Consider the following 14,076-nt stretch of genomic DNA (forward strand, 5'->3'; position numbering starts at 1 on the left):
GAAAAACGGATGAAGGGCAGCCGCTCATACGGGGGAGAAGATCGTGTCCGGCCGCTGGCGATCGAACACCTCGTTGGCCCACAGCATGACGACCATTTCTTCGCTGCCTATGTTGGTGATGTCGTGCGTCCAGCCGGGAACGGTCTCGACGATCGAGGGCTCGCCGCCCTTGGTGTAGATCTCGTGGCGCTCGCCGCTGACCATGTGCCGGAAGCCGAAACGCGCCTGGCCCCGCACCACCAGGAATTTCTCGGTCTTGCTGTGGTGATAGTGCGAGCCGCGCGTCACGCCGGGCGCGGCCGTGAAATAAGAGAACTGACCCGATTCGCCGGTCTTGAGCATCTCGACGAACTCGCCGCGCGCGTCCGCGTGACGCGCGATCGCATAACAGAAGCGCGACGGAGGCAGGTAGCTGACGTACGTGGCATAGAGCGCCCGGACCAGGCCGGTTCCGACGGCGTCGACGCACAGCGCCTCGCGGTCGCGCTCGAAGCCGTGCAGCGTGTCGGCGATCTGGCCGACAGTGGCGTGGTATTCGACCGGCACGTCGCAGAACTCAGGCGGCGGCGGACAGCGTTGCAGCACATCCAGGAATGCATCGATGACATCGTCGACGTAGACCAGGCGCAGGCTCACGTTGCGGTCGTAGATGACGATAGGTCGCCCATGGACGATCTCGTGCGCGAACGTCGCCACGACCGAGTTGTAGTGCGGCCTGGCCCATTTTCCGAAGACATTGGGCAGCCGGTACAGGTAGACCGGCGCGCCGCTGTGCCGCGCGTAACCGCGCAACGCGTCTTCGGCGCGCCGCTTGCTGGCGCCGTACGGCGAGTCCCGCTCGGCGTGCAGGGATGACGCCATGATGACGGGCGGTTTCCGCCCGCACGACATCAGGCATGTGGCCAGCCAGCGCGTCAGCTCGGTATTGCCGGTAGCGAATTCGTCATCGCTTTGCGGGCGGTTGACCCCCGCAAGGTGCACCACTGCATCCACTTCCGACAGGACGGCGGGCAGCCTGGCGCGGTCGTCGGATCGCGTCCAGGGGATGGCCTGGATCTGCGGCATTTCGGACAGACGCAGCATCAGGTTCTTGCCGATGAAACCCGTCGCTCCGGTAACCAGTATCCGCATGTCAGTCCTCCAGCAGCACGGGTTCGCGGCGCAGCACGGAATGCATGAACGGCAATTGCAACAGCAGTTGCTTCATCCCATCCAGGTCCAGCCGCTGCGTGTTGTGCGAGTTGTAATCCTCCGCCATCGAGATGCGGCGCTCGCCCTGCTCGACGAACTTGCTGTAGTTCAGGTCGCGCAGATCCGGCGGTACGCGGAAATAGCGCCCCTCATCCCGCGCGGACACGCACTCTTCCCGGCTGAGCAGTGCCTCGTAGAGCTTCTCGCCATGCCGCGTGCCGATGACGTCGATGGGGTGGTCGGGGCACTCCATCAACTCGGAGATGGCGCGCGCCAGCACGCCGACAGTGGCCGCCGGCGCCTTCTGGACGAAGATGTCGCCATTGCCGCCATGCGTGAACGCGTATAGCACCAGTTCGACGGCATCCTCCAGCGTCATCATGAAGCGCGTCATCGACGGGTCGGTGATGGTGATGGGCTTGCCCTGGCGGATCTGCTGCACGAACAGCGGAATCACCGAGCCGCGCGACGCCATCACGTTGCCATAGCGCGTGCCGCAGATCGTCGTCGCGCCGTCCAGGTGACGAGACTTGGCCACCATGACCTTCTCCATCATGGCCTTGGACGTGCCCATGGCGTTGATGGGATAGACCGCCTTGTCCGTGCTCAGGCACACCACCCGGCCCACCCCGTTGGCGATGGACGCCTCCAGTACGTTCTCGGTGCCCAGCACGTTGGTCTTGACGGCCTCCATGGGATGGAACTCGCAGGAAGGCACCTGCTTGAGCGCGGCGGCATGGAAAAGGAAGTCCACGCCGCGCAGGGCGTTGCTCACGCTGGCATAGTCGCGCACGTCGCCGATGTAGAACTTGAGGCGGGAATGCGCATAGCGCTTGCGCAGATCATCCTGCTTCTTCTCGTCGCGGCTGAAGACGCGGATCTCGCGCACGTCGGCATCGAGGAATCTGCGCAGCACGGCTTGGCCGAAGGAACCGGTACCACCGGTGATCATGAGAGTCTTGCCGGTCAACATGCTTGGGTTTCCAGGGAAGAAAGGGGCGTGGGGCGGCTAGGCCGCATGTGCCGACAGGCCGGGATCCGCCGAAGCCTGCGCAAGCACCTCGTCCAGCACGGCGGCCATGCGATCCATCTGCGCCGGCGTGATGGTGGGATGCACGAGAAACATGAGACTGGTCTGGCCCAGCAGGCGCGCGTTGGGCAACGGCTGGGCTGGGCGCACGTCCGAGGCGTCGAACGCCCGCTCCAGGTAGACCTCGGCACACGAGCCCTGGTAGCAGGGAATGCCGCGGGCGTTGATCGCCTCGATGACGCGGTCACGGCTCCAGCCCGGCGCAAGCTGCTCCGGGCGAATGAACAGATAATGCTTGTAGGCCGCATGCACGATGTCGTCGGGAACACGTGGCACGCGCACGGCGGCGTGGCGTTCGGCCACCTCGTTCAAGCGGGCGGCGTGCGCCTGCCGGCGCGCCGTCCAGTACGCCATGCGCTGCAACTGCAGCCGGCCGATGACGGCCTGAACTTCGAGCATTCGCGCATTGGTGCCGAACGTGTCGTGCACCCAGCGGAATCCCGGCGGATGCTCACGGCGATAGACGGCATCCCAGCTCTTGCCATGGTCCTTGTACGACCACATCGCGGACCACCAGGCTTCGTTGTCCGTCGTCACCATGCCGCCCTCGCCGCCCGTCGTCATGATCTTGTCCTGGCAGAAAGACCACGCGGCGATATGGCCCAGCGCGCCGACCGACCGGCCCCTATAGCGCGCGCCATGCGCCTGGGCGCAGTCCTCGATCACGTACAGGTCGTGGCGCCGGGCCAGCGCCATGATCGGATCCATGTCGCAGGGCCAACCGGCCAGGTGGACGCACAGCACCGCTCGCGTGCGCGGCGTGAGCGCCGCCTCGATGCTTTGCGCCGTGATGTTCTGGCTTTCCAGATCGACGTCGGCGAATACCGGCCGCGCCCCCGCATTGACGATGCTCGATACCGACGCCAGGAAGGTACGCGGCGTCACGATGACCTCGTCGCCGGGCCCGATCTGCAGCGCCTTGAAAGCGATGTCCAGCGCCAGCGTGCCGTTGGCCAGCGCGACCGCGTGGCGCGTATCCGTCCACGCGGCGAATTCACGCTCGAACTCCCGGCATTCGACGCCGGTCCAGTAGTTGACCCGGTTGGACAGAATGACGCGGCGCACGGCGTCCGCCTCTTCTTCCGTAAAACTGGGCCAGGGGGAAAGCGTGGTATCAAGCATCGGGGTACTCCGGGCGCCGGTCGGCGCGGACTTCGTGGGACGGGACGGCAGCGCCCTGCTGCTCGCCTTGGAAGGGGGGCATCGTGGCGCTACCGTGGGCGCTGATGCCCTGACGGCGCAGCACCTTTCCCAGCGTCAGCCAGAGAATGCGCAGATCCAGCGCCAACGATCGATGGTCGACGTACCAGACGTCCATCTCGAAACGTTCCGGCCACGCCACGGCATTCCTGCCGTTGACCTGCGCCCACCCGGTGATGCCCGGACGCACCTCGTGGCGTCGGCGCTGCTGCGCCGAATAAAGCGGCAGATAGGCCGGCAACAGCGGCCGCGGCCCCACCAGGCTCATGTCGCCACGCAGCACGTTCCACAGCTCGGGCAATTCGTCCAGGCTGGAACTGCGCAGCAGGCGTCCGACGCGCGTCATGCGTTGCGCATCGGGCAACGGCCGGCCTTCTGCGTCGCAGGCGTCCCGCATGGTGCGGAACTTGAGCATCTCGAACAGTGCGCCGTCCCGGCCGGGGCGTGCCTGCCTGAACAGCACCGGGCGCCCCAGCGACACCCTCACCACCAGGGCGGCAGTCAGCAGGACGGGGCTCAACGACAACAATGCCAACAACGCCAGGACGACGTCCAGGGTACGCTTGATCACGATGAGGCTTCCAGTCGCTGCAACAGGGGCGCGGGGCTGACGGCCGGCGCGCCCGCGGACCGTACCGTCGCAGCGGGCTCGTGGCGCGACGCCGCCAAGAATGGTGAATAGGGCGTGAACTCGTCGACCAGGGCCTGCAGCGCCTGCAACATGGCCAGCGTCGACGCCCCCTCGCACGCCGCCATCAGCGTCCGCAGCCGCCCGCGCAGCACGTCCAGCGGCAGGAAGTGCTCGTGCGAGCACAGAATGCGGGGATGCTCGCTGGGTTCGGCCGATTCGCCGATCAACAGTTCTTCGTAGAGCTTTTCACCCTGGCGCAGGCCCGTGATGCGTATCTCGATGCCGCCACTGGCGCGCGGCGCGCCCCGCACCGTCATGCCCGACAACTGGATCATCGTGCGCGCCAGGTCCAGCACCCGCACCGGCTCGCCCATGTCGAGCACGAATACGTCGCCACCACTGGCCATCGCGCCGGCCTGGATCACCAGTTGCGCCGCTTCGGGGATCAACATGAAGTAGCGAGTCACGTCCGGGTGCGTGACGGTGAGGGGACCGCCCCGTCGCAATTGCTCACGGAACAGCGGCACGACAGATCCCGACGAGCCCAGCACGTTGCCGAAGCGCACCATGCTGAACACCGTCTTCATCCCCGGCTGCGCCGCCATCGCCTGGAATACCAGCTCGCTGGCACGCTTGCTGGCGCCCATCACGTTGGTCGGACGCACGGCTTTGTCGGTCGATACCAGCACGCAGGTGGCGACGCCGCACCGAGCCGCTGCCTGGGCCACCACCCATGCACTGTGCACGTTGTTGCGGATACCCTGGGCGATGTTCGCCTCGACCATGGGGACGTGCTTGTAAGCCGCGGCGTGATAGACCGTATCGATGCGATGCTCGGTCAGTATCTGCTCGACCAGCGATTGCACGCACGCCGAGCCGAGCACCGTCACGATGCGCTGGTCCGGCCACCGGTTGCGCAGTTCCCGTTCGATCTCGTAAAGGGCGTATTCGGAGTGATCGAGCAGCACCAGCACGCTGGGGCTCAGGCCCAGGATCTGGCGGCAAAGCTCGCTGCCGATCGACCCTCCGGCGCCCGTGACCAGCACGCCCTTGGCGGCCACGCAGCGCGCAAAAAGATCCTGGCGCGGCGCGATCGGACGGCGGCCCAGGAGGTCTTCCAGCGCGACCTCCCGGACGGACTGAGGCGACACCGGCGCATTGGCGGCCTCGGCCAGCGTGGGAAGCGTGCGAACCGGCATCGATACGCCGTTGAGCAGCCGGTAGATTTCGCGCAGCCGCTCGGCTGGCGCGGAGGGCATGGCGAGAATGACCTGCTCCACGCCGAGATCGGCGCGCAGGCTCAGAAACTGCGACAAGGCAAGGATGCGCAGCCCGGCCAGCGAGCGTCTGTACAGTTCTCCATTGTCATCGATGAAAGCGATGGGCCGGTAGACCTCGCTGGCGCGCATTGCCGTGACCAATTCGAAGCCCGCGCGACCTGCGCCGTAGATCGCCACGCGCATCCTGCGCGGCTGGCGGCTGCCCATGACGCGCAGGTACTTGCCGGCGCCGAACCGCGACAGCACCAGATAGCAAAACACGCTGGGCACCAGCACGGGAATCCTGCTGCGCAGGGAGACGAGATCGGCCGCGGCATAGCTGACCAGCAGGGCCTCGATGCCGAAAGCGGCGGCGCCCAGCGCTGCCGCGCGCAGGAAGCGGGCATCAACGAATCGCACCAGTTGCGTGTACAGACCGCAGGCGGACAGAATGGGCAACGTGAACACGGCCAGCAACGCCTGAGTCCCCCATCCCGTCGCGTCCAGGACCGCTTCCGGACGCGCCGACGCCAGGTACAAGCACACCGTCAGGGCAACGAAATCGGCCGCTAGCATCAGTGCCATCTTCTGCCAGCGCGACAGAGAGATCAGCCAGGAACTTGCCCGAAAAAACATACCGCCTCACCCATGCCGAATTTTCTGCCAGGCAAGCTGGCGATCCTGGGACAATCAAGCATTCCGCCAAACACGTTTGTGTTTTCAATATTTAAACACAATTGTGTTTATTTGAAAACTGTTTGGATTGCAAAGAAGGGATAAGCTGGCAGCGCCCTCATGCGCTTGCCCCAGACTCTGGGCAGGCAGCGGCTGCACGGGCGCGGCATCCTGCTGCCAGCGGTCCAGGCACCGTGGCGGCGCCTCGTGCGCGGTTAAAGTTGCTGATCGGCATAGGGGGCCGGCCATGAGGGCTGCGCCCCTTCCGCACCGCCCGGCATGCGGGTCCGCACCGGGCGGTTCGAGAGGTTGAGGTCAGGCGAGTCGGGGTAAGCCCAGGCGGTCGAACCATGCCACGGCCAGTACGCTGCCCAGCAGCCTGCCGCTGTTGCGCCGGCCCGCGATCGGCTTCGCTTCGTTCGCCGTGATCTATTTACAAGGGGACTTGCACCCGCGGGAGCGCGCTCATGCTGAGCGCACCCCAAAAAAAAACCTTCCGGTTTCCCGGAAGGGTTCTTGGGTGCTGCAGGGACGTGCCGTGGGGCCCGCCCGTCGGCGGAGGTTACTCGGCCTGGGGAGCCGCCTGGGGCGCGGCCTCAGCGGCCTGGGCCTGCTGTTGCTCGATGCCGCCGATGGCCTTGACGGACAGGCGCAGACGGCCCTTGTCGTCGGCCTCGATGATCTTGACGCGAACCGCCTGGCCGACCTTCAGCACGTCGTTGATGTTGGCGATGCGGTAGTTGGCGATTTCCGAGATGTGCAGCAGGCCGTCACGGCCCGGCAGCACTTGCACGATGGCGCCGAAGTCCAGCAGGCGCAGCACCGAGCCGTCATAGATCTGGCCCACTTCGACGTCGGCGGTCAGTTCGACGATGCGGCGCTGGGCCTCCTTGGCCTTGCTTTCGTCGACGCTGGCGATGACGATGGTGCCGTCGTCGGAGATGTCGATCTGCGTGCCGGTTTCCTCGGTCAGCGCGCGGATGGTGGCGCCGCCCTTGCCGATCACGTCACGGATCTTCTCGGGGTTGATCTTGATGGTCAGCATGCGCGGCGCGAAGGCCGACAGCTCGCCACGCGATTCGGCCAGGGCTTCGCGCATCTTGCCCAGGATGTGCAGGCGGCCTTCGCGCGCCTGCTCCAGGGCCACCTGCATGATTTCCTTGGTGATGCCCTGGATCTTGATGTCCATCTGCAGCGCGGTGATGCCGTTGTCGGTGCCCGCAACCTTGAAGTCCATGTCGCCCAGGTGATCCTCGTCGCCCAGGATGTCGGTCAGCACGGCGAACTTGCCGTTGTCCAGGATCAGGCCCATGGCCACGCCGGCCACGTGATCCTTCAGCGGAACACCGGCGTCCATCATGGCCAGCGAGCCGCCGCACACCGAAGCCATCGACGACGAGCCGTTGGATTCGGTGATTTCGGAGACCAGGCGGATGGTGTACTGGAAGTCTTCCGGCGCCGGCAAGAGCGAGACCAGCGAGCGCTTGGCCAGGCGGCCGTGGCCGATTTCGCGGCGCTTCGGCACGCCGATGCGGCCCGTTTCGCCGGTGGCGAAGGGGGGCATGTTGTAGTGCAGCATGAAGCGGTCACGGTACTCGCCCATGAGCGCGTCGATGATCTGCTCGTCCTGCTTGGTGCCCAGCGTGGCGACCACCAGGGCCTGCGTTTCGCCGCGGGTGAACAGGGCGCTGCCGTGCGCACGGGGCAGCACGCCCAGGCGGACGCTGATCGGGCGGACGGTACGGGTGTCGCGGCCGTCGATGCGGGGCTCGCCGTTCAGGATCTGGCCACGCACGATGCGGGCTTCCATGTCGAACAGGACGTTGTCGACGGCGACGCCATCGGGAGCGACCTGGCCGGCGGTGGCGGCCTGCTCGGCCAGCTTGGCGTGCACGTCGGCGTAGACTTCACGCAGCTTGGTGGTGCGAGCCTGCTTCTCGCGGATCTGGTAGGCGGCGACCAGGCCTTCCTGGGCGGCGGCCGACACGGCGGCGATCAGCGATTCGTTCTTGGCGGCGGGCTGCCAGTCCCAGTCGGGCTTGCCGGCTTCGCGCACCAGGTCATGGATGACGTTGATGACGGTCTGCATCTGCTCGTGGCCGTAGACCACGCCGCCCAGCATCACTTCCTCGGACAACTGCTTGGCTTCGGATTCGACCATCAGCACGGCGGTTTCGGTGCCGGCGACGACCAGGTTCAGGTCCGACTCGTTGACCTGCGATGCGGTCGGGTTCAGGACGTACTGGCCGTTGATGTAGCCCACGCGCGCGGCGCCGATCGGGCCGTTGAAGGGGATGCCCGAGATGGCCAGCGCGGCCGAGGCGCCGATCATGGCGGCGATGTCGGGATCGATTTCCGGGTTGACGGACAGCGTGTGCAGGACGACCTGCACATCGTTGTAGAACCCTTCGGGGAACAGCGGACGCAGCGGACGGTCGATCAGGCGCGACGTCAGGGTTTCTTTCTCGGAGGGCTTGCCTTCGCGCTTGAAGAAGCCGCCGGGGATGCGGCCCGCTGCGTAGGTCTTCTCGATGTAGTCGACGGTCAGCGGGAAGAAATCCTGGCCGGCCTTGGCCTTCTTGGCGGCCACGACGGTGGCCAGGACAACGGTATCCTCGATCGAGACCACGACGGCCCCGGATGCCTGGCGAGCGATCTCGCCGGTTTCCAGCGTGACCGTGTGCTGGCCGTACTGGAACGTTTTGGTGACTTTATTGAACATGACGGATATCCCTTGCAAATAAAAAACCGTGGCCGCCGCGATGACATCGCGGCGACCACGGTTGCTATGGGGAGCCTATACCCCAAGGGGAGCCAGCCCCGTCGATCACTTGCGCAGACCGAGTTTTTCGATCAGAGCGCGATACGAATCGGGATTGCGGCCCTTGAGATAGTCGAGCAGTTTGCGGCGGCGGCTGACCATGCGCAGCAGACCGCGGCGCGAGTGGTGGTCCTTCATGTGTTCTTTGAAGTGACCGGTCAGTTCGTTGATACGGGCGGTGAGCAGGGCCACCTGAACTTCGGGGGAGCCGGTATCGCCTTGAGCGCGCTGGAATTGCGAGACGATTTCAGACTTTTTGATGTCAGCGACAGACATTGATGACCTCTTCGGACATGCGGCAGGGCCGAGGCGCCCAGCCGTGGGTTGGCAATAACGTGTACGACAAATGCACACTGCGTGGGCGTGCCCGACTACGGACACGCCATTCGAGAACAACGCGCTTCAACGCACGCCGTTCAAACAACGATGCCCGACAACGTTCGTCGGGCAAAAAGCATTGTAGCCGATTCGCTAGAATGTCCCAAACTTGCCGTGCCATCCGCGCCCGGCCAGTCGCTTCCAGGAGACAAGGCCATGCTGCCCGTCCGTCTGCTTGCCCGCACCGCCGCGCTGACTCTCGGGTTTGCCGCCCTGAGCGCCTGCACCACGATGGTGCAAAACATCCCCCCTGGCTCGCCCATGGCCACCGCCGAAAGCCAGTATGGCCGGCCCAACTTCACCTGCGTCAAGCCCAATGGCGTCCAACGCGCCATCTGGACCCAGCAGCCGCTGGGCCAGTACGCCTGGGGCACCGACGTCACGCCCGATGGCCGCGTGGTCCGCATGGAATCCATCCTGACCGACGAGCACTTCAAGCTGCTGGCCGACGGCACCGAATGGACCGCCCAGCGCGTGCAGTGCGAATTCGGCCCGCCTGCCCGCGTCGAGGAAGTGGGCCTGCCCAGCGTGCGGGAAGTGGTGTGGTCGTACCGCTACCGCCAGGACAGCGTCTGGAACTCGCTGATGTACGTCTACCTGGGCCGGGACGGCCAGCGCGTGACGCGCTTTCATCCCGGTCCCGATCCCATGTACGAAGACGACCGTTTCGGCTGGGGCTGGTAGACAGGCAAGCGCCTGACGCAAACGGGGCCGCACCGGCGGCCCCGAGATCGATGCCCTGCCCCGGCGATCAGGCCGACGGCGGCGGCAGGCGGCGGCCCTGCTGCAGGCGGCGGGCGCGGTTCCAGCGCCACGCCATCACCACCCAGCCCGACAGGCCATACAGCATGAACAGGCCGAACAGCACCACCGGAGGGTCGCTGGAGACGAACACGAACACCGCCACCACCACCAGGATGCCCCAGAAGGGCACGCTGCGGCCCAGGGCAAAACTTTTGCCGCTGAAGAACGGCGCGTTCGACACCATGGACACGCCGGCATACATCGTGATGATGAACGCCGCCCAGGCCATGAAGCCGTCGTGGATGGGCAGCTTGTTGTCGATGGCCAGCCAGACGAAACCCGCCACCAGCGCGGCCGAGGCCGGGCTGGGCAGGCCCTGGAAGAAGCGCTTGTCGACCACGCCGATATTGGTGTTGAAGCGGGCCAGCCGCAGCGCGGCTCCCGCCACGTAGACGAAGGCCGCCAGCCAGCCCCAGCGCCCGAGGTCTTGCAGGATCCATTCGTAGGCCACCAGCGCGGGCGCCACGCCGAACGAGGTCATGTCGGACAGCGAATCGTATTGTTCGCCGAAGGCCGACTGGGTATTGGTAAGACGGGCCACGCGGCCGTCCATGCCGTCGAGCACCATGGCCACGAAGATGGCGATGGCGGCCGTCTCGAAGCGGTCGTTCATGGCCTGCACGACGGCGTAGAAGCCCGCGAACAGGGCGGCCGTGGTGAAGGCATTGGGCAGCAGGTAAATGCTGCGATGGCGATTTTCGGGATCGCGCATGGAGAATTGTGGCATCAGTGCTGGTTGCTCGCGCATACTGGGGACAGCTGACAGGTTAACCCATGTCCCGCCCCTGCGCGCCGGGCATATGCGACATTGCATGCTGCGGCGCGCCATCCGTCGCGGCCTCGGCGCGCCGCCTTCCCGAGGGCGTGTCTTTTGTCTTTGGGCGGCCCGGCGGAAAAAACATCCATGTGAACCGCCCCCCGACGGTTGGACCCCCGTCCACCTTTCGAGAGGCCGTTCAACGGCGGGGCGCCTTCCTCGATCAGGCGTGCCGCTCAGGAGGTTTTCCTTTCGCCGTCCCTGCCCTTGCCGTCGAAGGGATAGGCGCCGCCGGTGGGCTCGTCCGTCTTGGCCGGGATGACCAGCGACAGGATCATCGTCACCGCCAGGATGGTGGCCGTGGCCAGCAGCGACCACATGACCGGGATCTTGTAGAGGTCGATGAGCAGCATCTTCGTCCCGATCAGCACCAGCACCAGGGCCAGGCCGTAAGGCAGCAGGTGGAAACGCTCGTGCATGCCGGCCAGCAGGAAGTACATGGCGCGCAGGCCCAGGATCGCGAAGACATTGGAGGTCAGCACGATGAAGGGATCGGTCGTGATCGCGAAGATCGCCGGGATCGAGTCCACCGCGAAGACCACGTCGACGATGCCGATCAGCATCACCACCACCAGCATGGGCGTGGCGATCCTCTTGCCATCGATCCTCGTGAAGAAACGCTCGCCGTCATAGTCGGGCGAAATCGTCAGCTTGCGGCGCACCCATTTCAGGGCGGGGTTGTTGTCCAGGTCGGGTTCCTGGCCCGCGGCCCACCACATCTTGACGCCGGTGAAGACCAGGAAGGCGCCGAAGACGTAGAGGATCCAGTGGAACTGGGCGATCAGCCACGCGCCGACCAGGATCAGGATGCCGCGCAGCACCAGCGCCAGCAGGATGCCGATCATCAGCACGCGCTTCTGGAATTCCGCCGGCACCGCGAAGTAGCTGAACAGCAGCAGGAAAACGAAGATGTTGTCGACGGCCAGCGCCTTTTCGACGAGGTAGCCGGTGATGAATTCCAGCGCCTTGTCATTGGCGAGTGCGCGCGCGGCCGCATCGTCGCCCATGCCGCCCAGGCCCCACCACAGCAGACCGACGAACACGAAGCTGGTTGCCACCCAGACCAGAGACCAGATGGCGGCAGCGCGGATGGAGACTTTCTGGGCGCCCTGGCGATTGAGGGCGAAGAAATCGAGAAGCAGTGCGACGATCACGAAAACCGTGAACAGCGACCACAGGAGTGGCGTACCGACAGATACCATGGCGAGACCCTTTATGACGGGATGGGGGATGAAAAAACCCATGCCGGTCTCGCCAGCCGCGTTCGTGACGCGGACCACAGTGCCGGGATTCCGGGCGGCGCATCATGGCCACCAGGCTTCCGTACTGACGACACTGCGGGAGCCCGACTGCAGGCCCCGGCTACTCCCCGAGAGAGTGAACCGCGATTACATCAAGCCTCGCTCGACCTGTCAACCTCATTCAGATTTATGTCAGGCAATATTGCACAACCGTCCCGGTGGGACACTTCTTGCCTTGCGGCGGCCCGCTGGCAGAAGAATGGAAAACGGCACGCCGGGGCGGGCGTGCCGTACGAAGCCAAGAGCCGGCGCACGCCGGCCTGGCGCGACACCCGGCGAAACGGGAAGCCCTCGCGGCCCGCCCGCCCCGCCGCCGGCATCAGTTCTTGGTCTTGTCGACCAGCTTGTTGGCGGCGATCCAGGGCATCATCGCGCGCAGCTTGGCGCCGACCTGTTCGATCTGCGATTCCGCGTTGATGCGGCGGCGCGAGGTCAGGGTCGGGGCGCCGGCGGCGTTTTCCAGGATGAAGCGCTTGGCGTACTCGCCGGTCTGGATGTCCTTCAGGCACTGGCGCATGGCGGCGCGGGTCTCGTCCGTCACGACCTTCGGGCCGGTCTCGTACTCGCCGAATTCGGCGTTGTTCGAGATCGAGTAGTTCATGTTGGCGATGCCGCCTTCGTAGATCAGGTCGACGATCAGCTTCAGCTCGTGCAGGCACTCGAAGTAGGCCATCTCGGGCGCGTAGCCGGCTTCCACCAGCGTGTCGAAACCGGCCTTGATCAGTTCGACGGTACCGCCGCACAGCACGGCCTGTTCGCCGAACAGGTCGGTTTCGGTTTCTTCGCGGAAGTTGGTCTCGATGATGCCGGCGCGGCCGCCGCCGTTGGCGCTGGCGTACGACAGGGCCACGTCACGGGCGGCGCCCGACTTGTCCTGGTACACGGCGATCAGGTGGGGCACGCCGCCACCCTGGCTGTAGGTGCCGCGCACGGTGTGGCCGGGGGCCTTCGGGGCGATCATGATGACGTCGATGTCTTCGCGCGGCACGACCTGGCCGTAGTGCACGTTGAAGCCGTGGGCGAAGGCCAGCGCGGCGCCGGCCTTGATGTTGGCGTGCACTTCGTTGCGGTACACCGAGGCGATGTTCTCGTCGGGCAGCAGCATCATGACGATGTCGGCCTGCTTGACGGCTTCGGCCACTTCGGCCACTTGCAGGCCGGCGTTGGCGGCCTTGTTCCACGAGGCGCCGCCCTTGCGCAGGCCGACCACGACCTTCACGCCCGACTCATGCAGGTTCAGGGCGTGGGCGTGGCCTTGCGAACCGTAGCCGATGATGGCCACGGTCTTGCCTTTGACGAGGGAGAGATCGCAGTCTTTGTCGTAGAAAACTTTCATGGGGTGCTCCAGGTTTTTCGAATGTTTGGATGGTGTTGAATGCGGGACTTGTCTGGCGCGGCGCGCCGCTCAAAGCTTGAGGATGCGTTCGCCGCGGCCGATGCCGGACACGCCGGTGCGCACGGTTTCCATGATGGCGCTGCGGTCCAGGGCCTCGATGAAGGCCTGGATCTTGTCCTGGTTGCCGGTCAGCTCGATGGTGTAGGACTTGTCGGTCACATCGATGATGCGGCCGCGGAAGATGTCGGCCATGCGCTTGACCTCTTCGCGTTCCTTGCCCACGGCGCGAACCTTTATCAGCATCAGTTCGCGCTCGATGTGGGCGCCTTCGGTCAGGTCGACCACCTTGACCACGTCGACCAGGCGGTTCAGGTGCTTGGTGATCTGCTCGATCACTTCGTCCGAACCGACGGTGACGACCGTCAGGCGCGACAGGGTGGCGTCCTCGGTGGGCGCCACGGTCAGGGTTTCGATGTTGTAGCCGCGCGCGGAGAACAGGCCCACCACGCGCGACAGCGCGCCGGGCTCGTTCTCCATGAGGACCGAAATCACGTGTTTCATGATCGCCTCTCC

Annotated in this window: 12 protein-coding genes; 1 reads left to right on the forward strand and 11 read right to left on the reverse strand. The window is 65.5% G+C overall.

Translation table 11 applies throughout. The features are described 5' to 3' along the window. Positions 1-24 precede the first annotated feature (24 nt). The 7 genes from wbjC to rpsO all read right to left on the reverse strand — a co-directional run bounded on the left by wbjC (position 25) and on the right by rpsO (position 9,143). Entirely contained in the window at positions 25-1,131 is a 1,107-nt protein-coding gene (wbjC, locus tag A6745_RS24115; protein WP_066132947.1) for a UDP-2-acetamido-2,6-beta-L-arabino-hexul-4-ose reductase, read from the reverse strand. A gap of 1 nt (position 1,132) precedes the next feature. Continuing rightward, complete coding sequence (locus A6745_RS24120; protein WP_066132951.1) at positions 1,133-2,164, reverse strand: polysaccharide biosynthesis protein; 1,032 nt, start codon at positions 2,162-2,164, stop codon at positions 1,133-1,135. A gap of 36 nt (positions 2,165-2,200) precedes the next feature. After that, a complete protein-coding gene (locus A6745_RS24125) occupies positions 2,201-3,403 on the reverse strand; it encodes a DegT/DnrJ/EryC1/StrS family aminotransferase (protein WP_066132958.1) in 1,203 nt (400 codons plus the stop codon). Next, complete coding sequence (locus A6745_RS24130; protein WP_066132962.1) at positions 3,396-4,052, reverse strand: sugar transferase; 657 nt, start codon at positions 4,050-4,052, stop codon at positions 3,396-3,398. The genes A6745_RS24125 and A6745_RS24130 overlap by 8 nt, the downstream gene beginning before the upstream one ends. Beyond that, positions 4,049-5,947 carry a polysaccharide biosynthesis protein gene (locus A6745_RS24135; RefSeq protein ID WP_197488227.1) on the reverse strand — a complete coding sequence of 633 codons (1,899 nt, stop codon included), beginning with the start codon at positions 5,945-5,947 and terminating at the stop codon, positions 4,049-4,051. Before A6745_RS24135 ends, A6745_RS24130 begins: the two co-directional genes overlap by 4 nt. 661 nt (positions 5,948-6,608) lie before the next feature. Next, on the reverse strand, positions 6,609-8,768 hold the full coding sequence (gene pnp / locus A6745_RS24140) for a polyribonucleotide nucleotidyltransferase (protein WP_066132968.1): 2,160 nt from the start codon (positions 8,766-8,768) through the stop codon (positions 6,609-6,611). 105 nt (positions 8,769-8,873) lie between these two features. Then, positions 8,874-9,143, reverse strand: a complete 270-nt coding sequence (gene rpsO, locus A6745_RS24145; protein WP_066132974.1) for a 30S ribosomal protein S15 — start codon at positions 9,141-9,143, stop codon at positions 8,874-8,876. 258 nt (positions 9,144-9,401) lie between these two features. Between rpsO and A6745_RS24150 the strand changes: the two genes are divergently transcribed. Next, positions 9,402-9,929 (forward strand): hypothetical protein, encoded by a 528-nt coding sequence (locus A6745_RS24150; RefSeq protein WP_066132977.1) that lies wholly within the window; start codon positions 9,402-9,404, stop codon positions 9,927-9,929. Between the two features lie 67 nt (positions 9,930-9,996). Here the strand turns inward: A6745_RS24150 and pssA are convergent, their stop codons facing one another. The 4 genes from pssA to ilvN form a co-directional block, all read right to left on the reverse strand. Continuing rightward, a complete protein-coding gene (gene pssA, locus A6745_RS24155) occupies positions 9,997-10,776 on the reverse strand; it encodes a CDP-diacylglycerol--serine O-phosphatidyltransferase (protein WP_066132980.1) in 780 nt (259 codons plus the stop codon). A 266-nt stretch (positions 10,777-11,042) separates the two neighbouring features. After that, positions 11,043-12,068, reverse strand: coding sequence for a TerC family protein (locus tag A6745_RS24160; RefSeq protein WP_066133235.1), 1,026 nt, complete (start codon positions 12,066-12,068; stop codon positions 11,043-11,045). A gap of 418 nt (positions 12,069-12,486) precedes the next feature. Continuing rightward, complete coding sequence (ilvC, locus tag A6745_RS24165) at positions 12,487-13,503, reverse strand: ketol-acid reductoisomerase (RefSeq protein ID WP_066132983.1); 1,017 nt, start codon at positions 13,501-13,503, stop codon at positions 12,487-12,489. A 69-nt stretch (positions 13,504-13,572) separates the two neighbouring features. Further along, positions 13,573-14,064 (reverse strand): acetolactate synthase small subunit, encoded by a 492-nt coding sequence (gene ilvN / locus A6745_RS24170; protein WP_066132986.1) that lies wholly within the window; start codon positions 14,062-14,064, stop codon positions 13,573-13,575. Between the last annotated feature and the right edge of the window lie 12 nt (positions 14,065-14,076).

This window comes from Bordetella ansorpii (genome assembly GCF_900078705.1).
Classification (GTDB): domain Bacteria; phylum Pseudomonadota; class Gammaproteobacteria; order Burkholderiales; family Burkholderiaceae_B; genus Bordetella; species Bordetella ansorpii_A.

What these genes read in the sequence shown, in the direction of transcription:
- wbjC (WP_066132947.1), bottom strand. Translation starts at nt 1,131, where the DNA reads ATGCGGATACTGGTTACCGGAGCGACGGGTTTCATCGGCAAGAACCTG.
- A6745_RS24120 (WP_066132951.1), bottom strand. Translation starts at nt 2,164, where the DNA reads ATGTTGACCGGCAAGACTCTCATGATCACCGGTGGTACCGGTTCCTTC.
- A6745_RS24125 (WP_066132958.1), bottom strand. Translation starts at nt 3,403, where the DNA reads ATGCTTGATACCACGCTTTCCCCCTGGCCCAGTTTTACGGAAGAAGAG.
- A6745_RS24135 (WP_197488227.1), bottom strand. Translation starts at nt 5,947, where the DNA reads ATGCTAGCGGCCGATTTCGTTGCCCTGACGGTGTGCTTGTACCTGGCG.
- pnp (WP_066132968.1), bottom strand. Translation starts at nt 8,768, where the DNA reads ATGTTCAATAAAGTCACCAAAACGTTCCAGTACGGCCAGCACACGGTC.
- rpsO (WP_066132974.1), bottom strand. Translation starts at nt 9,143, where the DNA reads ATGTCTGTCGCTGACATCAAAAAGTCTGAAATCGTCTCGCAATTCCAG.
- A6745_RS24150 (WP_066132977.1), top strand. Translation starts at nt 9,402, where the DNA reads ATGCTGCCCGTCCGTCTGCTTGCCCGCACCGCCGCGCTGACTCTCGGG.
- pssA (WP_066132980.1), bottom strand. Translation starts at nt 10,776, where the DNA reads ATGCCACAATTCTCCATGCGCGATCCCGAAAATCGCCATCGCAGCATT.
- A6745_RS24160 (WP_066133235.1), bottom strand. Translation starts at nt 12,068, where the DNA reads ATGGTATCTGTCGGTACGCCACTCCTGTGGTCGCTGTTCACGGTTTTC.
- ilvC (WP_066132983.1), bottom strand. Translation starts at nt 13,503, where the DNA reads ATGAAAGTTTTCTACGACAAAGACTGCGATCTCTCCCTCGTCAAAGGC.
- ilvN (WP_066132986.1), bottom strand. Translation starts at nt 14,064, where the DNA reads ATGAAACACGTGATTTCGGTCCTCATGGAGAACGAGCCCGGCGCGCTG.